The sequence below is a fragment of the Lentzea sp. CA-135723 genome (assembly GCF_050936595.1).
GTDB lineage: Bacteria > Actinomycetota > Actinomycetes > Mycobacteriales > Pseudonocardiaceae > Lentzea.
This window is the reverse complement of record NZ_JBNJMK010000001.1, coordinates 7,186,845-7,208,705: the sequence shown is the minus strand read 5'-3', so window position 1 is coordinate 7,208,705 and position 21,861 is coordinate 7,186,845. Positions and strand designations below refer to the sequence as shown.

Here is a 21,861-nt window from a genome sequence, read left to right as displayed (position 1 = left end):
CACCCATGTACGGGGTATGTGCAAGAGGGGCGGGGAAGGCGTCGGGGCCTCCCCGCCCCTCGCTCTGTCTAGCGGGTGCTGCTCCAGAACAGAGCGCGCGCTACCTGCGCGTACAGACCCTTCGGGTGGTTGCGGAACATCGGTTCCGTGCCGAAGAGGACCACTCGTGCGCCGTTCGTTGCCGTACCGGACACGACTGCGGCCTGTCCTGCTGCTGCGTCTTGGCCGCCGGTGCCGTTGTCCCGTGCGTGCCAGTGGCCCGCGGCGATCACCGTGCTGCCATAGCGCTGTTCGACCGTCACGCCCGTGCCGAGGTTCGTGAACCACTGCGGGGAGTAGACGAACGAGTGCGGCAGCGCGTTGGTGCCTATCGGGCCGTTGCCGTTGACGACGTTCACCACGCCGTTGGCGTCCTCCCAGCCGGCCGTTGCCGTCGCCTGGAGGAGCTTGGCGTCGGAGTTGAACCTGCTGCCCGTGGCACCTCTGGTGACCACACCGCCGCGCTTCAGGAACTCGTCGAGCGCGGCCTTGGCGGTGGCGTTGAGGCCCGCGTAGCTCAGGCCGGAACCCACGTACAGCGCGTCGATCCTGCTCCAGTCGAAGCCCGCGTTCAGCACGGCCGTGGAGATCGTGCGGACGTCGAACCCGGACTCCCTGAGCACCTGCAGTTCGTCGGCGGAGACCGCGGCCGCGATCGTCTTGCGCTGCAGGGGTTGCCCGCCGGGCTTGGCGGCCGTGAAGCGCACGCCGTAGCGGTCGGCGACCTCCTTGGCGGCGGACCTGTCCCTGCCGGGGACGACGACCGTGCCGTCGTCCTGGCTGCGGAGCTCGAGGCCGCGTCCGAGCAGGTCGTTGACGGCGCTGACGTCCTTCTGGTCGGTGAGGGTGATGGCGAGGTCGGCGCCCGGTGCGGCGCTGATCTCACCCGTGGGGGTTGCCGCCGTGACGGGCTTGCCGTCGAAGCGGAACTGGCCGCCCTTGACGATGTCGACCGAGGCGCCCCAGAGGAGCCGGTGGCTCCAGCCGGAGATGTCGTACATGACCGGCGCCTTGTCGGAGATGTCCGCGCCCTGCTCCAGCATGACGTTCGCGAGGCCGCGCTTGGGCTGGTGCATGTCCACGACGTACGACCCGGCGGCGTACTTCTTGCCGTTGAGGGTGAACGGCTTCTCGGCCCGTTCGACGCGCACGTCGTGCCTGACGAGCTGGTCCACAAGCCTTGCGGTGGCTGCTGGTGAGCGGTCGTTCGTGATCACGTACGCGCGCGGGAACTCCGTGGTGAAGCGGTCTTCCGGTCCGAATCCCGGTACGAACCCGTCCGGGATGTTCCGCTGCTTCTCGCCGTTGGCGCCCCTCCGGAACATCTCCGTCTGGTTGGCGATGAGGCTCTTCCGGTTGTCGTCCACGTAGTCGAGCGTGGTCTTGATGGTGGCCTCGACGACGTCCGTGTTGATCTTCGATCGGCGCTGGAGCTCCTGCGCGGGCAGGTTGTCGTAGTCGGCCCGGTTGACGCGCATCGGGATCTCGATCGTGTACGACACGGCGCCGTGGTACATCGAGTACTGGGCGGTGTAGATGGGCGCCCAGCCGTCCCACTCGCCGACGGGGTAGTCGCGGAACGGGATCTCCGGCTTCGCGGCCTCGGGGTGGCCGAGCGCCTGCACGGCCTTCTCCATCCGCAGGCCGTTCTCGTAGCCGTGCTTGATGTACAGGTCGAAGTCGTAGTTCTGGCCGTGCGGGGGCGTGGTGGGCTCGATGAGCGTGTTCGCCACGTACCCGTGCTCGTCGAGCATCATCAACGGCTGGGTGCGTTCCACGATGTCCTGCATGGCCCTGTTCTCGGGCTGGGAGCTCGTGACGAAGTCGCGGTTGAGGTCGAACCCGGCGTTGTTGGCGCGCGTGCCGGCGACCCTGCCGTCCGGGTTGGCCGTGAGGTTGAAGTAGATCCTGCTGCGCTGCAACAGGTTCTTCGTCTCCCTGTCGTCGCTGGTGGCGAGGTGCTCGATGACGCGCAACGCGCCGTCCGTGCCCTCCCACTCGTCGCCGTGGATGTTGTTGTTGATCCAGATCGGCGCCTTGTAGAGGCCGTCCGGGATCTTGCGGCCCTCTTCGACGCTCGCCCGGAACCACTCCTGCAGCCGGGTCTCCGCCGGGCTCTCCGGTGCCGTGAGGGTGACGAGGTACAGGTCGCGGCCGAGCGTCGACTGCCCCACGACCTCGACCGACACCCGGTTGCTCTTCTGCTGCAACGCGTTCAGCTTCGGCGCGAGCGCGTGGTACGGCTGCAGTCCGAGCTTGATCGACTTGTCGGCCGCGTTCTCCGGGTACGTCCTGAGCGACGTCTTCCGCGGATACCCCGCGTATCTGTCGGGCCTGTTCTGCCCCTGCGCCGCCTGGACGCTGAGGAAAGCGCTGTCCAACGTGGCGACTTCGTTGCGCTCGGGCCCGTTACCAGGCTCTCGGGCTGAACCAGACGGTTGCGCCGTGGCTGTCGTCGGCGCCGCCACCACCGCGGCGGCCACCAAGATCACGGCGAGCAGAGTTCGTCGCATGCGGACTTTTCTCGCACAACGGCCCGCGCATCGACTAGAGCCGATAGGCGGGCCGTTGCATCCCCTCGGTCGCTCCCGAGAGTGGCACAGACACCCTGCCCGGTCGAGAAAAGTTCACCAACCGCACTTCGCACCTGGCATTCTTCCCACCACTGACCAGCGCGTTCATTTCACCGAACGCTCTACATCACCCGAACGGCCTAGCCAGACCCCAGGCAGAGAAACGGCCGCCGGAACGGATCCTTGGCCATCGCCTCGGCCAACGCCACCGCGGGCGCCGCCCCCGCCACCAACGCCCGGTGGTAGTCCGCCATCGCGGCCGCACTGGCCTCGTCCCCGACCTTGCTGGCCGCGGCCACCACCGTGCGAGTCCCCCCGGCCAACATGGCCCCGGCAAACCCGAGCGCCTCGTCACCAGGCCGAATCCGGTTCAACGCCAACGAACAGGCAGCCAGCACCACGTGCGCGGGCGGCGTCTTCAACCGCCCCAACTCGTGCGCGAACAACGGCCCGTCATCCAACTCGAGCCGCGAGAACAACGCGTTCTCGTTCTCGTGCTCCCCATGAGCCGCAACGTGCACAAGATCAGCGCCATCCAGGTGCGCCAACACCTCAGCCGCGGTCGCATCCTCCCCGGACAACACCGTGGCCCGCCGATGGTGAGCCGCCAGCCGATCCAGCTCCCCGTCCGCGAACTGCAAACTGGGCCCGCGCACCAACAACACCTTGTCGGTCTTCGGCTTGTCCGACTGAGCAGCCGCCAACCACGCGGTCGCACTGGGAGCCGTCACCACCGGCCGTCCGTGCAAGCTCGGGATCACACCCCAAGGCACCGCGTACAACGACCCGGTGGGCACCACGACCAACTCACGCTCGCCGATGAAACCCCTGAGCGGCTTGATCAGCAACGAGTCGAGCACATCCGCCTGCTTGCGCGCGGACGCACCGATGACCTGCACCAACGGCGGCGGCAGGTGATCAGGCGCGAGCGCGTTGAGGTCGAAGTGGAGCTTGCGCGCGCTCTCCAGCACCTCGGTGGCGTCACCCAGCCGCACCATGCGCACCTGGCCACCCGCGATCACCAGGGCCACCATCTCCCCGGCCGCGGCGACGAAGCTGACCATCGCACGGTCACCCAGCCCGGCCACGATCTCGGCGACCCCCGCCATCGGTCGCGGGCGGCCCCAGCGCTGGGCGTTCCAGCCCAGCCTGTTCGCCTCGCGCTGCGCCTTCGACAACTTCCCGCGCAACTCCGCGGTCGGCCTGCCGTCGAGGCCCGCGCGCATCAGGTCGCGCCCCAGCCCGCGCACCTCGATGATCCGCTCGGCCAGTTCGGCGTTCTCCACGCTCTCCAGCGGTTCGTACCGGTAGGTCTGCGCACGGGTGCGTTCCAGCCAGACGAACAACTGCTTGGCGTCGTTGTTCTCCAGTGCCAGGCGGATGGCCAGCTCCCCCAGCTCACGCCCGTGCACCGCGGTGGCCGACACCAGTTCGAGCCCGCCGAGCTGGTCGCGGACCTGTCCCAGCTCCTCCAGGCCCTTGCGGGCGTGCAGCAGGGCCGCGCGGCGATTGCCCTTGGCCAGACCGAGTTCCGCGAGCACGAGCCTGCGCTGCATGCGGTGGTCGATCGGGGTGACCGCACGCGGACCCGGCAGCTGCCGCAGCAGTTCCTCTCCCGCACCGAGCCGTCGCCGGCGGATCTCCAGCCGGGCCGCGAGCAGCTTCGCCAGCCGTGCCTCGTCGAGGAGGTGATTCGCCTCCAGGTGGCCGGAGACGGTGAGAGCCTTCTGCACCAACGCGTTCGTCACGCGCTTGGCCTGCATGGCGTGCGCCCACAGTTCGATCAGGGCGGCCATCATCCACCAGGTGCTGCCGCGCTTCTCCAGCTTGCGCATCGAGGCCTTTGCCATCCGGCGGGCGAGGTCGAACTGCTCGTCCAGCAGTGCCGCCGACGCGCGGAACATCTCGACCTCGGCGACGCCCTGCTTGAGCTTCTCCCTGCGCATCACGGGCAACGCCTCGTCGAGGTGCACGCCGGCCTCGTCGAAGAGCCCGATCATGATGAGCGCCTCGGCCTGGTCCAGCTGCACGCCCGAAAGCAGCGAGTACGACTCCTTCGCGCGGAAGAGGCGCTCCGCCTCCTCATAGCGGCGCAAGGCCTCGGCCAGATCACCGCTCTGCTTGTAGGTGTTGGCCAGCGCGTAGATCGCATACGGGTACAGGTCGTCGAGACCGTGCTCGCGCGAGAGCTCGAGCGTGCGCTCGAGATCGACCACCGCCTGATCGGTGCGACGGATCGCGGCGTTCGCGAAAGCCCTGGCGATCAAGGAAGAAGCGAGCCGTTGCGCGAGTTCGGTGTCGGTTCGATCCGGCTCGTCGCGCATCAGGGCTTCGGCGTAGTCGATGAACGGGCCGTACCAGGCGACCGCCTTCTCCGGCTGCCCGCGGCGCATGATCAGAACGCCCTGGCTGTAGTCGATGCTGCCCGACAGCTGCGCCGACATCCACGGGTCGGTGATGCGGGAGACATCGCGCCGTGCCTCGTCGAAGAGCTCGACTGCGGCGTCCATGCCGCTGGCCTCGCCGACACATCGGCCGAGGTTGTAGAGGATCCGCACCCGCAGCTCAGTCCGTTGGGGACTGTCGGGTGCACGATCGGCGTGCACGAGCGCACGTTTGAGGAGCCGAATCGCGGACGGGACCCGGTACTGGCCCTGCTCCGCCGATCCCTTCAGGTACAACTCGCGCGCTGTGTTCAAGGCACGAGCGGGCATGTGATCATCACACCACATGCCCCCGAATGGCGCTGTCCTCCAACCAGGCGCTGCGGCCGGCCGAAGGACAGCGCACAGCGTGACTTAGCTGAGGACTTCCTGCTTCGACACGTTGTCCGGGTGGTTCGGGCAGTCCTTGTCGTGCTCGACCGGGCCCTCGGTCAGCAGCTTCGGGTCGCCGATCAGCGGGTGCCCGGGCGGCATGCCGCAGCACTGCGGGGTCAGCGGCGGGTCTTCCGGCTGAGGCGTCTTGTCCTTGCGGTCGTCGTCGTTGTCGCCGTCCAGGATGTCCTTGAACTTGTCGACGATGTTTGACAACAAACCTTCGTGCTGGCCACTCATGAGGTTTCCCCCCTCGTTTGGACTATTACTTCTCATCCCCCCAGATGAGTTGCAGGGAGAGACTCGCACACACGGCTACACACATACGTCTCATTTAGCTAACGTCCACTCGTACAGCCTAAGATCACCAACGCTCACCTGCACTAACAGGTGACCCTTTGTGATTTTTATGGCCAATGTGTATCTGGGTGCGGCCCGCGTGCACGAACCCCTTCCCCGACTGCCATTCCCGCGGGTGGCGAACCTGGCTCGAAGGTTCCGGAGATGACGAAAGGGGCGTACCGGGAGATTCCCCGGTACGCCCCTTTCGGCGTTCTGCGATCTTTAGGAGCAGCGGGCGATGACGATCTCGCGCACGCGTGCCGCGTCCGCCTGGCCCTTGGTGGCCTTCATGACCGCGCCCACGATGGCGCCGGCCGCCTGCACCTTGCCGTCGCGGATCTTCTGCGCGACGTCCGGCTGGGCGGCGAGGGCCTCGTCCACGGCCTTCTCCAGGGCGGAGTCGTCCGAGACGACCTTGAGGCCGCGCTTCTCCACGACGTCGTCCGGCGAGCCTTCGCCTTCGAGGACGCCGTTCACGGCCTCGCGGGCGAGCTTGTTGGTCAGGGCGCCGGAGTTCACCAGTTCGATGACCCGTGCGACCTCGGCCGGCGTGATCGCCAGCGCCGAGAGCTCGACGCCTCGGGTGTTGGCCTGCTGCGCGAGGTACGACACCCACCAGGAGCGGGCCTCGTCCGGCTTGGCGCCGGCGACGACCGTCGCCTCGATGAGGTCCAGGGCGCCCGCGTTGACGAGGTCGCGGAGGACCTCGTCGGTGAGGTTCCAGTCCTTCTGGATGCGCGCGCGGCGTTCCCAGGGGAGCTCGGGCAGCGTGAGGCGCAGCTCCTCGACCCACTCGCGCGACGGCGCGATCGGGACCAGGTCGGGCTCCGGGAAGTAGCGGTAGTCCTCCGCCGTCTCCTTCTTGCGGCCCGCGGACGTGCTGCCGGAGGACTCGTCGAAGTGACGCGTCTCCTGGGTCACGAGTCCGCCCGACTCGAGCACGGCGGCCTGGCGCGTCATCTCGAAGCGGACGGCGCGTTCGACGCTGCGCAGCGAGTTGACGTTCTTCGTCTCGGTGCGGGTGCCCAGGGCGCCGGTGGTCTTCGGCGACAGGGACACGTTGGCGTCACAGCGCAGCGAGCCCTGGTCCATGCGGACGTCGGACACGTCGAGAGCCTTCAGCAGGTCGCGCAGCGCCGTGACGTACGCACGGGCCACCTCGGGCGCACGTTCGCGAGTGCCCGGGATCATCTTCGTGACGATCTCGATCAGCGGCACGCCGGCGCGGTTGTAGTCGAGCAGCGAGTGCTCGGCGCCGTGGATCCGGCCGGTGGCGCCGCCGACGTGCAGCGACTTGCCGGTGTCCTCCTCCATGTGCGCGCGCTCGATCTCGACGCGGATGACCTCGCCGTCGTCCAGCGTCACGTCGAGCCAGCCGTTGAACGCGATCGGCTCGTCGTACTGCGACGTCTGGAAGTTCTTCGGCATGTCCGGGTAGAAGTAGTTCTTCCGCGCGAACCGGCACCACTCGGCGATCTCGCAGTTCAGCGCGAGGCCGATGCGGATCGCGGACTCGATGGCCTTGGCGTTCACCACCGGCAGCGCGCCCGGCAGGCCGAGGCACGTCGGGCAGGTGTGCGTGTTCGGCTCGCCGCCGAACTCGTTGGCACAGCCGCAGAACATCTTCGTGTTGGTGTGCAGCTCGACGTGCACTTCCAGGCCCAGGACGGGGTCGTACTTCTCGACGACCTCGTCGTAGTCCATCAGCTCAACCAGGGAGGTCATGCCAAGTCGTCCTTCCGCAGAGCACGAACGGCCAGCGCCGCGCCGGTGAGCGCCACCGCGATGCTGGCGATCGCGTTCGCCAGTGCCAGCTTGTCGTTCTTCGCACGGGCGTTGCGGAAGCCGGAGAACGCTCCCGCGGCACCCGCGACGGCGCCGGCGAGGCCGAGGATTCCGCGTGCCTTCTTGATGTTCACAGCGACGGTCCTCCAAACGCGCCACGCGCCGCCTCGTAGGCCGCGGCGACGCGGTACATGCGGTGGTCCTGCAGGGCGGGGGCCATGATCTGCAGACCGACCGGCATTCCGTCCTCATCGGACAGACCGCTCGGCACGCTCATGGCCGGGGTGCCCGCGAGGTTCGCGGGGATGGTGCAGAGGTCGGCCTTGTACATGGCCATCGGGTCGTTCGCGCGCTCGCCGATCTTGAACGCCGTGGTCGGCGTGGTCGGGGAGATGAGCACGTCGAAGGTCTCGAACGCCTTCGCGAAGTCCTGCGTGATGAGCGTGCGGACCTTCTGGGCCGAGCCGTAGTACGCGTCGTAGTAGCCGGACGACAGCGCGTACGTGCCGATCATGATGCGGCGCTTGACCTCCGGGCCGAAACCGGCCTCGCGGGTCAGCGACATGACCTCCTCGGTGCTGCGCGTGCCGTCGTCGCCGACGCGCAGGCCGTAGCGCATGGCGTCGAACCGGGCGAGGTTCGACGAGCACTCGCTCGGCGCGATGAGGTAGTACGCGGGCAACGCGTAGTCGAAGCTCGGGCACGACACGTCCGCGATCTCCGCGCCGAGCTCCTTGAGCTGCGACACGGCGGCCTCGAAGCTGCGCGCCACGCCCTGCTGGTAGCCCTCACCGCTGAACTGCGTGACGACACCGATGCGCAGGCCGGACAGGTCGCCGGACAGACCCTCGCGGGCAGCGGCGACGACCGGCGGCACGGGCGCGTCGATGGACGTGGAGTCCATGTGGTCGTAGCCCGCGATGACCTCGTGCAGCAACGCGGCGTCGAGCACCGTGCGCGCACACGGACCGGCCTGGTCCAACGACGACGAGAACGCAACGAGGCCGTAACGCGACACACCGCCGTAGGTCGGCTTCACGCCGACGGTGCCGGTGACCGCGCCGGGCTGGCGGATCGAGCCACCGGTGTCGGTGCCGATCGCGAGCGGGGCCTGCAACGCGGCGAGCGCGGCGGACGAGCCACCGCCGGAGCCACCGGGGATCCGGTCGAGGTCCCACGGGTTGTGCGTGGGGCCGTACGCCGAGTTCTCGGTGGACGAACCCATGGCGAACTCGTCCATGTTCGTCTTGCCGAGGATGACGACGCCGGCTTCCTTGAGCTTGCGCGTCACCGTCGCGTCGTACGGCGGCAGCCAGCCTTCGAGGATCTTGGAACCGACCGTCGTGGGCACGCCCTCGGTCGTCATGACGTCCTTGAGCGCCAACGGCACACCGGCGAGCGGCGACACCTGCTCGCCTGCCTTGACGGCCTCGTCGACGCGGCGGGCCTGCGCGAGCGCGCCCTCGGTGTCGACGTGCAGGAAGGCGTGGACCTTCCCGTCGGTCTCGGCGATGCGGTCCAGGTGGGCCTGCGTGACCTCGACGGACGAGACCTCACCGCTGTGGATCTTCGCGGCGAGCTCGGCCGCGGTGGCGTGGATCAGGTCGTTGGTCATGCTTCCTCACCCAGGATGCGGGGCACGCGGAACCGGCCGTCCTCGGCCTCAGGAGCGCCGGAGAGCGCCTGCTGCTGACCGAGGCTCGGACGGACCACGTCCTCGCGGAAGACGTTGGTCAGCGGAACGGCGTGCGACGTCGGCGGGATGTCGGCCGTGGCGATGTCGCCAACGGAAGCCACCGACTGGAGGATCACGTCGAGCTGGCCGGCGAACAAGTCGAGCTCGTCCTCGGACACAGCCAGCCTGGCGAGCTTCGCCAGGTGCGCGACCTCGTCGCGGGAGATGCTGGGCACTCCTGTCAACCCCCGTAGGGTCGGGATTCGAATCGGGAACCCCGTGAGTCTATGGGCTGGTCAGGCGCGCCTTCGAACGGGTTACCGCCTCTACTGTTGAGCGGCACGTCAACTTAACCGGTTCGCAACGCGGACAGCAGGTCATGCGTTGACGATGCGTCTGCGAGAATCACCGACCGGCAACGGCGCGAGACGCGGGGTCTCGCGCACGAGCTATGGAGGCGTTCACCTTGTCGTTCCTGATCCGGGTCCAGCTCCCGGACCGTCCCGGCACCCTCGGCGCGGTCGCAACGGCTTTGGGCGAGATCGGGGCCGACATACTCAGCGTGGACGTCGTGGAACGCGGTTCCGGCCTCGCCATCGACGACCTCGTGGTGGAGCTCCCCTCCGGCCGCCTGCCCGACACGCTGATCACCGCGGCCGAGTCCGTCGACGGCGTGGAGGTCGACGCCGTCCGCCCGTACGCGGGCATCCTCGACACCCACCGCGAGCTCGAGCTCGTCGAGGAGGTCGCCGACGCGCCGCACAAGGGCCTGGGGGTCTTCACCGAGGGCGTCCCGAAGATCATCCGCGCGGGCTGGGCCGTCGTCGTCGGCCCCGAGGGCACCGGCATCAACCGCCTGACCGCGTCGTCCGCGGCCCCGGAGACCCGCATGGCCGACGTGCCGTGGTTCCCGCTGGAGCGCGCGACCGTGCTCGACGGCGAGGAGGAGTGGGTGCCGGAGACCTGGCGCGAGCTGGGCACCGAACTCGCCGCCACGCCGCTCGGCAAGCCGGACAGGGTGCTCGTGGTGGGCCGTCCTGGCGGCCCGATGTTCCGCGCGGCCGAGGTGGCCAGACTGGCGCACCTCGCGGGCATCGTCGCGGTGGTCCTGCCCGACTAGCCCGGCACTCCACCTGGGGAGCGACATCGATGTCCCGTGACTTCTTCGTGGACCGCGCCGGAACCTGGTACAGCAAGATCTGGAACGCCTCGCACGGCGTCTACTCCTGGGTGCTGGAGCGGATCGCCGAGCACACTGCGGACCCCGCTGTGGCCGGGTGATCCTGGGGCCGTTGCGCGACGACCTCGCCGGGGAGACCGAGCACGTGCGAAGCCTCGTCCTGGAGCTGGTCGCGATGGCGGAGGGCTGGGCCGACGTGTTCCTGCCGTGGCGGTTCACCCTCGCGGAGAACGGTGAGACGGTGCGCTACCGCTCGTCGGAGGAGCCGGTGCGAGAAGTCGTCTTCGGCGGCGTGCGAGCCGCCGACCTCCCCGCGGAGGTGAACAGCCTGCGGATCAGTCCGATGCCGGGCGGGTACGAGGTGCGCTCCGTGCGGTTCCAGGCCGCCGTGACCGCGGCGAGCCTCCACGTCCTGGGTGATCCGTACAACGGCCCGCTGGAACACCGCCCGGCCGGCTGACGCGCTCGGCTCAGCTCGGGGCGCGGGTCCGTTGCCGTTTCCTGGCGAGCGCGACGAGTTCGGCGTTGTTGCGGGCCCGGCGACCGTCTGGCAGCCGCAGCGTGTCTTCCAGCCCCATGCGCACGTGGTGTTCGAGCAGTGCGGCGTAGTCGAGCACCTGCCACGCCTCGTCGTCCCTGCCGTGCAGCAGGATCGGCAGGCCCAGCGGCTCCACCAGGGCCAGCAGGGATTCGGCCGTGTCGCGCGTCGCCGTGACGGTGACGCGGCTGACGCCCGGCGGCAGGTCGGCGAGCCGGGCCGGCGTGGTCACGACGAGCTCGACCTTGACGTTGACCTGGTGCAGGGCCTGGACGAGGTCGCGCCAGTCCGGGTCGTCGAGGTGCACGGCGGCGATGTCCGGCCGGCCCGTCGCGAGCGGCGCCCAGCTGGCGATCAGCGTGCCGCGGTTGCCGGGGACGTCGGTGGACACGCTGATCTCGATGCCCGGCACGGCGGCGCGGACGGTCGCGATCGTGGTGGCCACCTCTGGTCCCACGAGGGTCGGCAGGCCGATGACGTCTCTCGGGTGGATGTGCACGGACGTGACGCCCAACGCGGCCACGTCGGCCGCGTCCTCGGCCAGCCGCTCCGGGGTGAGCGGCAGGGCCGGGTGCTCCTCGGCTGTGCGGGAGCCGTTCAGACAGGCTTGCAGCACACCTCATACGGTCCCACACAATCCTCGGCGCGGGGTTGCTCCAAGGGTTACGTTGAACGCATGCGACTGGCCCTGGTGATGGCTCAGGACGACGCGCTGGCGATGGGCGACCTGGCGCTCGGCGTGGCCGGGCTGGTCGCGATCGCCGCGGTGATCGTGGTGGCGGTCAAGCGGAAGCGCTGACGGCGGCAAGTTCTGCGGGATTCGCCGGCTGACCCCAGAATCTGCCGTGATCGCCCCACTTCTGCTGGAGGTTTGAAGATCATGGCCATCACCGTGAACCTCGACATGCTCCTCGACAAGGCGTACGAGAACCTGCCGCTCACCGAGATCCTGGACGCCCCGGTGGACGCGCTGCAGGGCGTCAGCCCTGGCGATGCCGAGAAGCTCAAGGCCGCGTTCAACATCAAGACGGTGCGGGATCTGGGCACCAACAAGTACTTCCGCGCCGCCGTGACGTTGCTGGACCTGGAGGCCACGGCCCGTTAGAGGTCCTGGCGGTAGGTGATGAACGGCGTGCGGTGCGCCAGCTGGTCGTAGAGCCTTCTGGCGGTCTCGTTCCGCTCGTTGGTGTGCCAGTAGACGCGGCAGCAGCCTCGTTGTTCCGCCCAGGCCGCCACTGCCCCGATGAGCGCGCTGCCGACGCCCCGGCCGCGCGCCTCGGGGGCGGTGAAGAGGTCCTGCAGGTAGCAGACGTCGTCGGTGGTGGTGCTGGGGTGCTGCAGGAAGTGCACGATGCCGACCACCGTGCCGGTGTCGTCGCGGGCGCATAGGGCGTGGATGCTTTCGTCCTCTTGGAACGCCTGCCACTTCTTGTCATAGGTTTCCGCAGGCAGGGTTCGTTCGTAGAAGGTGTTGTAGCCCTCGAAGAGCTCTTGCCACGCCGGCCGGTCCTCGGGTTGTAGTGGGCCGATCGCGATCATGTTGATCCTTTCTGCGGTCACCCGGTTGGATGACCCCCGTGTCGACGACCCTCACCACCGAGCTGCTGTTGCACCGCGCGGGTACCAAGTCGTACTGGCGCGGGCTCACGTACCGGGAGTCCGTGCTGTCCCTGCGGGTGCACAGCCGGCACGTCGCCGCTCGGGTGCGCGGGGGTGACGAGGTCGCCTACGTGGTGGAGCTGTCGTGGTCGGGGACGCTGCTGGTCGGGTCGTGCAGTTGCCCGCACGGGTCCGAGGGGTTCTTCTGCAAGCACTGCGTGGCCGTCGGGCTGGTGCTGCTGGACCGGGGCGAGACGGTGCCGCCGCCGGACGCCGAGGACGTGGAGCTCAAGGACGTGCTGAGAGCGCTGCCGCCCGAGGTGTTGCGGGACCTGCTGTACGAGCAGGCCGCGGGGGATCTCAAGCTGCGGGCGCGGATCATCTCATCGCTCTGAGCCGTACCCGCAGAACTGCGTCTCCGGCGGGATCTTGCAGACCGAGCCCGGTGCGGGCGTCGCGTCCGCCAGGACCCACCCCTCGGGGGCGCGCTCGAAGACGAGCACGTGGCCGAAGCCGAAGCTGCTCCTCGGCACACCGCCCGGCTCCTCGAAGTACAGGTGGGTCACCTCCTGGACGTGCACGACCGCGCTGCCGTCCCCGCCCACCGCGACCCCCGTCAGCTCGGTGCCGACCTCGGCCCTGGCGTAGCCGCCGAACGGGAGTGCGCCGAGCCGCGCCCGCCGTGCGGCCAGCTTGGCCTCGTCGGTGCGCAGCCGCGCCGCGAACTCCTCGGTCGCGGGCACGCCGAAGCCCGGCGCCGGGGGACGGACGGTGATCTTGTCCGCCCGGCGTTCCAGGTAGACCTGCGTCAGGGCGTCGAGCTGACGGTGATCGTCGGCGGCCAGGTGCCTCGGCGCGGCCGACGCGGCCGGCAGCGCCGCGACCACGAGCAGAACCACCCATCTCATTCGCGAACCCCCATCCGCGGCGCTTGCCCGACAGGACGCACGGCCGCGAACGCGGGTTGCTCCGCACCGGTGCGCGACCGTCGGCCACCGGCTTCTCAGAGCGGCAGCACGTACGCGTAGGCCCTCAGCTCCAGGCCCGGTAACGGGGACCAGTCGCGCTCCGGTAACCGCGTGAAGCCCATCCGCTCGTACAACCGGTGCGCCGCCAGCATCTTCTCCGACGACGACAGCACGACGTGCGTCGCGCCCGCCGTGCGCGCCTCGTCGATCACGGCGCGCACCAGGGCCTCCCCCACGCCTCGGCCCCGCGCGGCGGCGGAGACCGACAGCATGCGGAACTCCAGCTCGCCCGGCCGCGAGATCTCCGCGTAGGGCGTGCCGGGGTGCACGACCGTCACCGAGCCCAGGACCGCACCCGACTCGGCCTGGGCGACGAGCAGCGAGGCGTCGCGGAAGCGGGACGCCGAGTCCGCCAGGAGCGACGCGTAGTCGTCGTGGTCGCCCACGAAGCCGTCCGCGCGGTACGCCTCCACCGTCAGGGAGCCGATCGCGGGCAGATCGGCCTCCACGGCCGGGCGAATGATCAGATCAGCCATCTGCACCTTCTTCCACCGGAAGGGCCACTTCCCTCGCCGCGTCCGGGCCCTGCTCCAGCAGGACGCGGAAGCCCGCTTCGTCGAGCACGGGCACCTTCAGCGAGACGGCCTTGTCGTACTTGGATCCTGGTGAGTCGCCGACGACGACGAAAGCGGTTTTCTTCGAGACCGAGCCCGCCGCCTTGCCGCCGCGGGCGAGGATCGACTCCTTCGCCGAGTCGCGCGAGTACTCCGTCAGCGAGCCGGTGACCACGATGGACAGGCCTTCGAGGTTGCGCACGATGGACTCGTCGCGCTCGTCCTCCATCCGCACGCCCGCGGCCCGCCAGCGTTCGACGACGCCCTGGCGCCACTCGGTCTCGCGCCACTCGACGACCGCGGTGGCGATGGTCTGCCCGACGCCCTCCGCACCGGCCAGCGCCTCCTCCTCGGCCTCGATGATCGCGTCCATCGAGCCGAACTCCTGGGCCAGCGCGCGGGCCGCCGTCGGGCCCACGTGCCGGATGGACAGCGCGACCAGCACCCTCCACAGAGGACGCTGCTTCGCCTCCTCCAGGTTGTCGATCAGCTTCAGCGCGTTCGCGGACAGCTCGCCCTTGATCGTCACGAAGCGCTCGACCTGCCGCAACGCGTTCGCGTCGAGGTCGAACAGGTCGGCCTCGTTGGTGTAGATCGTGGACGACGTGATCGCGGCGGCCGCCTCGTAGCCGAGCACCTCGATGTCGAGCGCGGCGCGGGAGGCCAGGTACGCCAGGCGTTCACGCAGCTGGCCGGGGCAGCGTTCGGCGTTGGGGCAGCGGATGTCGACGTCGCCCTCCTTCATGGGGCGCAGCACCGAGTTGCACTCCGGGCACCGCGTCGGCATCTCGAACTCGCGCGCGTCGGCCGGACGGGCCGCCAGCACCGGGCCGAGCACCTCGGGGATCACGTCGCCCGCCTTGCGGATGACGATGCGGTCGCCGATCAGCACGCCCTTGCGCTTCACCTCGGACCCGTTGTGCAGCGTGGCGCGCGCGACCGTCGACCCGGCCACCTTCACCGGTTCCATCACGGCGAACGGCGTCACCCGGCCCGTGCGGCCCACCTGGACCTGGATGTCGAGCAGCGTGGTCGTGGCCTCCTCCGGCGGGTACTTGTACGCGATCGCCCACCTCGGGGCCCGCGACGTCGTGCCCAGCCGCCGTTGCAGCGACACCTCGTCGACCTTGACCACCAGGCCGTCGATCTCGTGGACGGCGTCGTGCCGGTGCTCGCCCCAGTACTCGACCTTCTCGCGCACGGCGGCCGGGTCCGTGAGCACCTCGGTGTGCGGGGACGTCGGCAGGCCCCACGCCTTGAGCGCCTCGTACGCGAGGGACTGGCTGGCGACCTCGAAGCCCTCGGTCTTGCCGATGCCGTGGCAGATCATCCGGAGCTTGCGCGAGGCGGTGACCTTGGGGTCCTTCTGCCGCAGCGAGCCGGCCGCCGTGTTGCGCGGGTTCGCGAACGGCGGCTTGCCCTGCTCGACCAGCGAGGCGTTGAGCGCCAGGAAGTCCTCCACCGCGAAGAAGACCTCGCCGCGCACCTCCACCAGGTCCGGCACCGGGTGCTCGGCGGAACCCTCCAGCACCACGGGGACGTCCTTGATGGTGCGGACGTTCAGCGTCACGTCCTCGCCGGTGCGGCCGTCGCCCCGCGTCAACGCCCTGGTGAGCTTGCCCTTCTCGTAGAGCAGGTTGATCGCGAGCCCGTCGATCTTCAACTCGCACAGGAAGTGCGTGCCCTCGCCGATCTCCTTCCGCACGCGCTCGAACCACGCCGTCAGCTCGTCCTGCGCGAAGACGTTGTCGAGGCTGAGCATGCGCTCCAGGTGGTCGACCGCCTTGAACTCGGTCGAGAACGTGCCGCCGACGAGCTGCGTCGGCGACTCGGGCGTCGCGAGGCCGGGATGCTCGGCCTCCATCGCCTCGAGCCGCTTCAACAACGCGTCGAACTCACCATCGGTGACGATCGGGTCGTCCAGCACGTAGTAGCGGAACTGGTGCGAACGCACCTCTTCCGCGAGCACGGCGTGCTGCTCGCGCACCTCCGCGGGGACGTCTTCCAGGCTCTCGCTGCTCACGTCCCACAGCTTAGTGAGCAGGTCTGACAGTTCTCAGAGCTCGGCAATCCCCGCGAGTTCCCGCACCAGGGTCCGCAGCTCGACGAGGCTGATCGTGCCCTGCGGCTCCAGCTCGGCGGTCTCCACGCGCCGCAGCCGTTCGCCCGCCAGCCGCTCGCCGAGAGTGACGTCCAGGGGCAGGAACGTCATCGTCTGCCGCTGCTGGTCGGTCAGGCCCGCGAGCGCCGGGTGGTAGACCGCGACGTCGACGACGTCACCGTCCACCTGGGCCACGACGCGGTAGTCGCCGAGCCGCATCCGGGTCTGGCCGAGGTTGATGATCACCTCGGTCGGGTCCGGCACCGGCGGCACGGAGTCGTGGAACTCCCACACCATGTCCGGCGGCGGCGCGGCGTTGATCCACGCGTCGGTGTACGGGCGCAGCCGCGGGTCCTCCTGACCGGTGACCACCAGCGCGTACATCGCCAGGTGGCCCTGTTCGAGGGAGAACACCAGGTCGGGGTGCAGGCCGCGGACGAGGTCGTCGAGCTCGTCCTCGACCCGGTGCGGTTCGCCGTCGCCGAGCGCCGCGCTGACCACCGGCACCAGCTCGAACCACCGTTCCCAGAAGCGTCGCGCGGCTTCCTCGGCGTTCGGCAGGTGAGCGGGGACGACGTCTTCGGCTTTGCGGCGGCGGAACCACTTCATGATTCTCAAGGGTAGAGCTTTCGGCCCTCCGCCAGCATTTCAACGAACTGAGTGATGCGTTTCTGCCGTGTCTCGGGCCTCTTCGCGTCGTGGATGCGCAGCAGCACGGCGTACCTGTTCTGACTGTTCAACCCCTTGAACGCCTCTGCGGCCTTGGGGTTGGCGTCGAGCGCTTTGGTGAGGTCGTCCGGCACCTCGATGGTCGCAGGTCCCGCGTAGGCCGCGTCCCAGCGTCCGTCCGCTTTGGCGCGTTCGATCTCTTTGAGCCCCGCGGGCAGCATCTTGCCCTGCGCGATCAGCTCCTCGACCTTGCCGCAGTTGCGCTTGGACCACTTGCTGCGCGCCTTACGTGGCGTCCACCGCTGCGAGTAGTAGGACTCGTCCACGGACCGTACGAGCCCATCGATCCACCCGTGGCACAAGGCGACGTCGAGCGCCTCGTCGTAGGTGATCGTCCGCACGCCAGAACCCTTCTTGGCGTACTTGATCCACAGCTCGGTCTCGTTCGCGCCGTTCTCGTGCAGCCAGGCGTCGAACTCGGCCGGACCCTCGAAGACGATCAACGCACCCTCCTCAGGCAGAGCGTCATCTCCGCATAGGGAACACCGAGTTCGGCCTCTTCGGGGCAACTTTCCGCCGTTATGCCCACCACCTGCACGTTCGCCCGTGGCGCCGCGCAGTCGAACTTGGACACCACGGACCGTTGCAGGTCATCGGTGTCCAACTCGAAGCAGTCGCCTTCGGTTGCGTTGGGCAGCAGGCACAGCGCCGCGTTGTGCCGGGTGTCCCGCAGGACCTTGTAATCGCCTCTCGGGCACTTGCCGCTGGTGTCGGTGAGGACCGTGCCGACCTTGAGCGCTGCTTTGTGCTGCGCGCAGTCGATGACGGTGAGGCCCAGATCGTTCTCGCCGGGGCCGTCGAACCTCACGCAGCTGCCCTTCTCCGCCTTCGAATAGTCGGTGAGGAACGCCTGGGTGGCCTGTTTGGGTTCTTCGTCTTCTGTCGTTGCCCACCACACGACGAGATAAGCCAGCACGGCCAGTACGCACACCATCACGGTCTGTCTCGCGACCACGGTGCGGATTATGGGGTGGGAAATCGGGTGGCGCACGGCGACTTCGTTGGCCACAGTGCGGGGTCATGCTGATCCGGCGGGAGACACCCGCAGACATCTCCGCTATCCGTGCCGTCACCAATCTTGCCTTTGCCGACGGACCTGAGGCTCCGCTGATCGACTGGCTGCGGGCGGACGCCGGCTGGATTCCCGAGTTGTCGCTGGTGGAGGACTCGGTGCTGGGGCACGTGGTGTGCTCGCGCGGGTACGTGGGGTCGGTGCCGGCGCTGGGACTCGGGCCGATCGCGGTGCACCCTTCGCACCAGCGGTCCGGGATCGGGTCGGCTCTCATGCACGCGGTGCTGGGTGCCGCGGAGGCTCGGGGTGAGCTGGCTGTCATCCTGTTGGGGGATCCCAAGTACTACTCGCGATTCGGGTTCCAGCTCGCGTCGACGTTCGGGATCCTGCCGCCGGATCCCGCGTGGGAGCCGCACTTCCAGGCTCGGCTGTTCGGGGACGTGGAGCCCGGGGCGTTCCGGTACGCGGAGCCGTTCAACCGGCTTTGACGACCTTGCCCTCGGCAGTGCGGGCGTAGACGGTGCCGTCGGGCTGGGCGGAGACCGTGTCGATGAAACGGCCTTCCGCCAACGGTTCCCAGGTCGTGGTGAGGCGGTGGGGGCGTCCGTCCTTGAGGGCGTAGACGCCCACCGTCCCGTCCAGACGGAGGACCGCTTCGGGCGAGGCTTCGAGGCCGTTCGCGATCTCGCGCCAGGTGCCGGCGGCGGTGGCCATCAGCTTGTCGCCGTCGCCGGAGCGGACGTAGACGGCCGCGGTGCCGTCCGGGTAGGTGATGACGGACGGCTTGCCGGTCGCGAACGCGGGTGGGCTCAGCGGTTGCCAGACCGGGTTGCTCGTTCGCTGCCGGTTCTGAGCGCTCAGCTCGTGCCGGCTCGGTGCGGTTGCCGCGCTCGCGTCCGGCACGCGGTGGTCCTGCGTGCCCACCACTTGCCCGTTCGGCACGCCTGCCGCGCGTTCGTCCGGCACGCCCGCCGTGCGTTCGTCCGGCACGCCCGTCGCGCGTTCGTTCGACACGCCTGCCGCGCGCTCGTCCAGCACGCTTGCCGCACGCTCGTCCGGCACGCCCGCCACGTGTTCGTTCGGCACGCTTGCCTGCTGTCGGCTTGGCTCGTTCGCCGTGTACTGGCTCGGCGCGCTCGCCGCATCCGTGCTCGGCACGCCCGTCGCGTTGCGGCGCGGAATCGATACGGACTGGCGGGCCCCCTGCGGGGATGCGGTCCCCATCCCAATCATCGCAGGCAGGTCCGACAGTTTCGCGACGCTGCCGTCGGCCAAGATCGCGTACAGCTCGACCGTCCCATCAGGACGCAGCACCGCCTCCGGGTCCCCCGCCACACCCGAGGCCATCACTCGCGAAGTCCCGCCGACCAGCGCGCGCACCTCACCTCGAGCCGTTCGCGCATACACAACACCACCGGCAACCGAAGGCCGTCCTACGAAGTCCTGCGACGTGGTCAGCCGCACTCCGTCGGCCCACACGTCGCCGTCCTGAACGACGTGGACCACGCCACCGACCACTTCAGGACCGCCTTGCCAGGCCTGCCGCAGCATCGTCGAGGCACGTTCGAAGGCCTGGTCGTAGCGCTCCGGACAGCAGGACCGCTGCACCGCATCCGCCAGCAACCCGGGCGAGAGGTGCTCGCGGTCCATCCGCACCGCGAGTTCGAAGAACCGGCCGGCCGCATAGGTGACGTTCATGATCTGGTCCGGCGTGCCCCACCCCATCGAGGGCCGCTGCTGGAACACGCCGAGCGAGTCCGCGTCGCCGCACGCCAGGTTGTTCATGTGCGACTCCACCCACCCGGCCTCGAAGCCGGCGAGCATCACCTTGTCGCTCACGCCCCGGGAAAGACCGACGGCGTGCACGACGCGGATGACCTCCGCGTCGTGCACGCCGGGTACGCGGCAGAGCACGTTCGACGGCAAGGCGTGCGCCGTGCCGGACATGAGCAACACCAGAACCAGCGCGAGCCTGAGCACAAGTCCGAATTGGACACCCGGGCTCGCGCCGGCGCCACTCAGGAGGTGGCGATCAGCGAGAAGCCGAGGACGCCGGTGGCCGTGAAGTCGATGGCCGGTTCGGAGCTCGGCCACGAGCGCAGGTCGTCGGCGAACACGGACTTCGCGGAGTTGAACTCCAGCGTGTACGGCTTGGTGCAGTCGACGGAACCCGCGGGCATCTCGCCGAGGTCGCCGAACAGCGAGGCGTCGTTCGGGCCGTTGATGACGGCGCCGACCAGCACCTTCTTGCCGCCGTTCGGGGAGCCCGACAGGTTCGCGGCCTGGTGGTGCGGGCACTCCGGGAACTTCGCGCCGACGCCGACGATCAGGGACGTGCCCCACGCGTTGGTGCCGAGGGCGAAGCCGCGCTGCTGCGTGCCGAAGGTCTGGTACTCCTTCGAGCCCGTCAGCTTCTGGTACAGCGCGGCGGTGGTGATGTAGCCGAACGTGCGCGAGCCGACGTCCCAGGTCTCGACGTTGGCCGCGGTGCGGAACGGCGAGGTCCTGGCCGCGTCCGCGCCCTTCTTCAGCTGCCGCTGGATGTCACCGACGATCTGCTTCTCGGTCACCTCGGCGCCCGGGATGCCCTTCTTCAGCAACGGCGCGAGGTCGGCGTGACCCAGGGCGGAGATGTTGTAGACGTTCAGGGTGTCCGGGTCCTGCGTGGCCAGGAACTCCTTGGCCCAGTGCGTGGCGGCACGCGCGAACTGACCGTAGCGCTTGTCGTTCAACGACTTCGCGGCCAGCGCGAGCTGCGTGGCGCCGAACTCCATGTCGTCGGTCCACGACTCTTCCGGGTAGTACGCGTGCGGGAACGCCGTCACGAGCTCGCCGACGTTCTCGGTCTTGGCCAGTGCGAACAGCTGCGCCGCCTTGTCCAGGTACGCACGGGCCAGGCGCGGGTTCTTGCGCGCCTCGATCTGCGCGGCCAGCGCGAACGAGCCCGACACGCGGCCGACCAGGTTCGGGCTGATCTTCTCGCCGGCGACGTTGGCGCGGAACACCGGGCGGTGCTTGATGTAGTACTCGCTGTCGCCCGGCTTCACGTTCAGCTTGTCGTCGGCCTCGGGCAGGCGCCACACGTCGTGGTCGCCGACGAAGCCGAACTCCTCGGAGCCGGTGCCGATGCCGACCTGCGCGTACAGCGTGCCGGTCTTCTCGTCGAACGCCTTGTCGAGCCACTTGAGGCCGAACCGCGCCTCGTCGTACAGCGCGTCGTCGTGCTTGTTGCGCAACGCCAGCAGCATCGACGCGGTCGAGTACGAGGAGGCGTGCGTGAACTTCACGAAGTCACCGGCGTCGAACCAGCCGCCTTCGAGGTCGACCTTCGCACCGGTGGGCTTCAGCGGTGCCGCGATCTGGTCGCCGCCCTCGCCCGCGAACACCGGCGCCTCGTAGACCAGGGCCTCGCGGTCGGTGAGGTGCGCGGGCTTGCGGTTCAGCCTGCCCGGGATGACGTCGGCGCCGTCGCGCTGCGCCTGGAAGAACTCGACGGTGTTGTGCGCGACCGGCGAGAACAGCTTCTTCAGCGAGTCGACCTTGAACTCCGTCGACGTCGCGGACCCGACCTTGATCCGGTACGTGCCGGACTTCTTCAGCGCGGAGAAGTCGATCGGGTGCACCGAGGTGTACTTGTCGCTCCACGAGCCCGTCGACGCACCGGTCCTGCCGGTCAGGACGGTCCGGCCGCGGCTGTCCACGACGGAGAACTTCGTGTTCGCGGCACCACCGAGCACGTAGGCGTGCTTCTGCTCGGAGTTGCCGAACCCGATCTGGTCCAGCCTGATGTGCCCGGCGGCCGCGTCGGCCTGTGCGGGCGTGACGATCACGCCGGTGAGCACAGCGGCCACGAGGGCCGCACGTCTGATGCGCATGGTGAGGAACTCCCG

Annotated in this window: 24 protein-coding genes; 7 read left to right on the top strand and 17 right to left on the bottom strand. The window is 69.0% G+C overall.

Annotated elements, in window-relative coordinates; translation table 11 throughout:
• Window positions 1-68 precede the first annotated feature (68 nt).
• The 7 genes from ACQEU1_RS33810 to gatC form a co-directional block, all read right to left on the bottom strand.
• Window positions 69-2,420 carry a M14 family zinc carboxypeptidase gene (locus ACQEU1_RS33810; protein WP_433210438.1) on the bottom strand — a complete coding sequence of 784 codons (2,352 nt, stop codon included), beginning with the start codon at window positions 2,418-2,420 and terminating at the stop codon, window positions 69-71.
• 332 nt (window positions 2,421-2,752) lie between these two features.
• Window positions 2,753-5,311: a CHAT domain-containing protein gene (locus tag ACQEU1_RS33805; RefSeq protein WP_433210436.1), complete on the bottom strand. Its 2,559-nt coding sequence runs from the start codon at window positions 5,309-5,311 to the stop codon at window positions 2,753-2,755.
• Between the two features lie 99 nt (window positions 5,312-5,410).
• Window positions 5,411-5,644 (bottom strand): hypothetical protein, encoded by a 234-nt coding sequence (locus tag ACQEU1_RS33800; protein ID WP_433210434.1) that lies wholly within the window; start codon window positions 5,642-5,644, stop codon window positions 5,411-5,413.
• 348 nt (window positions 5,645-5,992) lie between these two features.
• The gene (gatB, locus tag ACQEU1_RS33795) at window positions 5,993-7,495 is read right to left on the bottom strand and encodes an Asp-tRNA(Asn)/Glu-tRNA(Gln) amidotransferase subunit GatB (RefSeq protein ID WP_433210432.1); all 1,503 of its coding nucleotides are present in this window, start codon (window positions 7,493-7,495) and stop codon (window positions 5,993-5,995) included.
• The gene (locus ACQEU1_RS33790) at window positions 7,492-7,689 is read right to left on the bottom strand and encodes a hypothetical protein (RefSeq protein WP_245786613.1); all 198 of its coding nucleotides are present in this window, start codon (window positions 7,687-7,689) and stop codon (window positions 7,492-7,494) included. Before ACQEU1_RS33790 ends, gatB begins: the two co-directional genes overlap by 4 nt.
• A complete protein-coding gene (gatA, locus tag ACQEU1_RS33785; protein WP_433210430.1) occupies window positions 7,686-9,170 on the bottom strand; it encodes an Asp-tRNA(Asn)/Glu-tRNA(Gln) amidotransferase subunit GatA in 1,485 nt (494 codons plus the stop codon). The genes ACQEU1_RS33790 and gatA overlap by 4 nt, the downstream gene beginning before the upstream one ends.
• A complete protein-coding gene (gene gatC / locus ACQEU1_RS33780; protein ID WP_189154510.1) occupies window positions 9,167-9,466 on the bottom strand; it encodes an Asp-tRNA(Asn)/Glu-tRNA(Gln) amidotransferase subunit GatC in 300 nt (99 codons plus the stop codon). The genes gatA and gatC overlap by 4 nt, the downstream gene beginning before the upstream one ends.
• A gap of 230 nt (window positions 9,467-9,696) precedes the next feature.
• Between gatC and ACQEU1_RS33775 the strand changes: the two genes are divergently transcribed.
• The 3 genes from ACQEU1_RS33775 to ACQEU1_RS33765 are packed head-to-tail and all read left to right on the top strand — an operon-like array spanning window position 9,697 to window position 10,870.
• Window positions 9,697-10,350 carry an ACT domain-containing protein gene (locus ACQEU1_RS33775; RefSeq protein ID WP_433211939.1) on the top strand — a complete coding sequence of 218 codons (654 nt, stop codon included), beginning with the start codon at window positions 9,697-9,699 and terminating at the stop codon, window positions 10,348-10,350.
• 29 nt (window positions 10,351-10,379) lie between these two features.
• Window positions 10,380-10,511, top strand: coding sequence for a hypothetical protein (locus tag ACQEU1_RS33770; protein WP_433210427.1), 132 nt, complete (start codon window positions 10,380-10,382; stop codon window positions 10,509-10,511).
• 11 nt (window positions 10,512-10,522) lie between these two features.
• Window positions 10,523-10,870 (top strand): hypothetical protein, encoded by a 348-nt coding sequence (locus ACQEU1_RS33765; RefSeq protein WP_433210425.1) that lies wholly within the window; start codon window positions 10,523-10,525, stop codon window positions 10,868-10,870.
• A 10-nt stretch (window positions 10,871-10,880) separates the two neighbouring features.
• On the opposite strand, the gene ACQEU1_RS33760 is transcribed toward ACQEU1_RS33765, so the two are convergent.
• The gene (locus ACQEU1_RS33760) at window positions 10,881-11,564 is read right to left on the bottom strand and encodes a 3-keto-5-aminohexanoate cleavage protein (RefSeq protein WP_433210423.1); all 684 of its coding nucleotides are present in this window, start codon (window positions 11,562-11,564) and stop codon (window positions 10,881-10,883) included.
• Window positions 11,565-11,624: 60 nt separating this feature from the next.
• On the opposite strand from ACQEU1_RS33760, the gene ACQEU1_RS33755 reads away from it, so the two are divergent.
• Window positions 11,625-11,747 carry a hypothetical protein gene (locus ACQEU1_RS33755; RefSeq protein ID WP_433210421.1) on the top strand — a complete coding sequence of 41 codons (123 nt, stop codon included), beginning with the start codon at window positions 11,625-11,627 and terminating at the stop codon, window positions 11,745-11,747.
• A gap of 81 nt (window positions 11,748-11,828) precedes the next feature.
• Window positions 11,829-12,053, top strand: a complete 225-nt coding sequence (locus ACQEU1_RS33750) for a hypothetical protein (protein WP_093593770.1) — start codon at window positions 11,829-11,831, stop codon at window positions 12,051-12,053.
• On the opposite strand, the gene ACQEU1_RS33745 is transcribed toward ACQEU1_RS33750, so the two are convergent.
• Entirely contained in the window at window positions 12,050-12,487 is a 438-nt protein-coding gene (locus ACQEU1_RS33745; RefSeq protein WP_433210419.1) for an N-acetyltransferase family protein, read from the bottom strand. The two genes, ACQEU1_RS33750 and ACQEU1_RS33745, sit on opposite strands and share 4 nt — an antisense overlap.
• A 38-nt stretch (window positions 12,488-12,525) precedes the next feature.
• On the opposite strand from ACQEU1_RS33745, the gene ACQEU1_RS33740 reads away from it, so the two are divergent.
• Window positions 12,526-12,942, top strand: a complete 417-nt coding sequence (locus ACQEU1_RS33740; protein ID WP_433210417.1) for an SWIM zinc finger family protein — start codon at window positions 12,526-12,528, stop codon at window positions 12,940-12,942.
• Here ACQEU1_RS33740 and ACQEU1_RS33735 read toward each other — a convergent pair.
• From ACQEU1_RS33735 to ACQEU1_RS33710, 6 genes are all read right to left on the bottom strand, one after another.
• A complete protein-coding gene (locus ACQEU1_RS33735; protein WP_433210415.1) occupies window positions 12,931-13,455 on the bottom strand; it encodes a hypothetical protein in 525 nt (174 codons plus the stop codon). The two genes, ACQEU1_RS33740 and ACQEU1_RS33735, sit on opposite strands and share 12 nt — an antisense overlap.
• 95 nt (window positions 13,456-13,550) lie before the next feature.
• The gene (locus tag ACQEU1_RS33730; protein WP_433210413.1) at window positions 13,551-14,051 is read right to left on the bottom strand and encodes a GNAT family N-acetyltransferase; all 501 of its coding nucleotides are present in this window, start codon (window positions 14,049-14,051) and stop codon (window positions 13,551-13,553) included.
• Window positions 14,044-16,152, bottom strand: coding sequence for an NAD-dependent DNA ligase LigA (ligA, locus tag ACQEU1_RS33725; RefSeq protein ID WP_433210411.1), 2,109 nt, complete (start codon window positions 16,150-16,152; stop codon window positions 14,044-14,046). Before ligA ends, ACQEU1_RS33730 begins: the two co-directional genes overlap by 8 nt.
• 33 nt (window positions 16,153-16,185) lie before the next feature.
• Window positions 16,186-16,839, bottom strand: a complete 654-nt coding sequence (locus ACQEU1_RS33720) for a hypothetical protein (RefSeq protein ID WP_433210409.1) — start codon at window positions 16,837-16,839, stop codon at window positions 16,186-16,188.
• A gap of 5 nt (window positions 16,840-16,844) precedes the next feature.
• Window positions 16,845-17,402, bottom strand: coding sequence for a YdeI/OmpD-associated family protein (locus tag ACQEU1_RS33715; RefSeq protein WP_433210407.1), 558 nt, complete (start codon window positions 17,400-17,402; stop codon window positions 16,845-16,847).
• On the bottom strand, window positions 17,399-17,968 hold the full coding sequence (locus ACQEU1_RS33710; protein WP_433210405.1) for an LppU/SCO3897 family protein: 570 nt from the start codon (window positions 17,966-17,968) through the stop codon (window positions 17,399-17,401). The genes ACQEU1_RS33715 and ACQEU1_RS33710 overlap by 4 nt, the downstream gene beginning before the upstream one ends.
• 11 nt (window positions 17,969-17,979) lie before the next feature.
• Here ACQEU1_RS33710 and ACQEU1_RS33705 point away from each other — a divergent pair, with 11 nt between their 5' ends.
• Window positions 17,980-18,459 (top strand): GNAT family N-acetyltransferase, encoded by a 480-nt coding sequence (locus ACQEU1_RS33705; protein WP_433210403.1) that lies wholly within the window; start codon window positions 17,980-17,982, stop codon window positions 18,457-18,459.
• Here ACQEU1_RS33705 and ACQEU1_RS33700 read toward each other — a convergent pair.
• Both ACQEU1_RS33700 and ACQEU1_RS33695 read right to left on the bottom strand, forming a co-directional pair.
• Window positions 18,446-19,918 (bottom strand): hypothetical protein, encoded by a 1,473-nt coding sequence (locus tag ACQEU1_RS33700; RefSeq protein ID WP_433210401.1) that lies wholly within the window; start codon window positions 19,916-19,918, stop codon window positions 18,446-18,448. The two genes, ACQEU1_RS33705 and ACQEU1_RS33700, sit on opposite strands and share 14 nt — an antisense overlap.
• 71 nt (window positions 19,919-19,989) lie before the next feature.
• Window positions 19,990-21,846: a glycoside hydrolase family 9 protein gene (locus tag ACQEU1_RS33695; protein WP_433210399.1), complete on the bottom strand. Its 1,857-nt coding sequence runs from the start codon at window positions 21,844-21,846 to the stop codon at window positions 19,990-19,992.
• Between the last annotated feature and the right edge of the window lie 15 nt (window positions 21,847-21,861).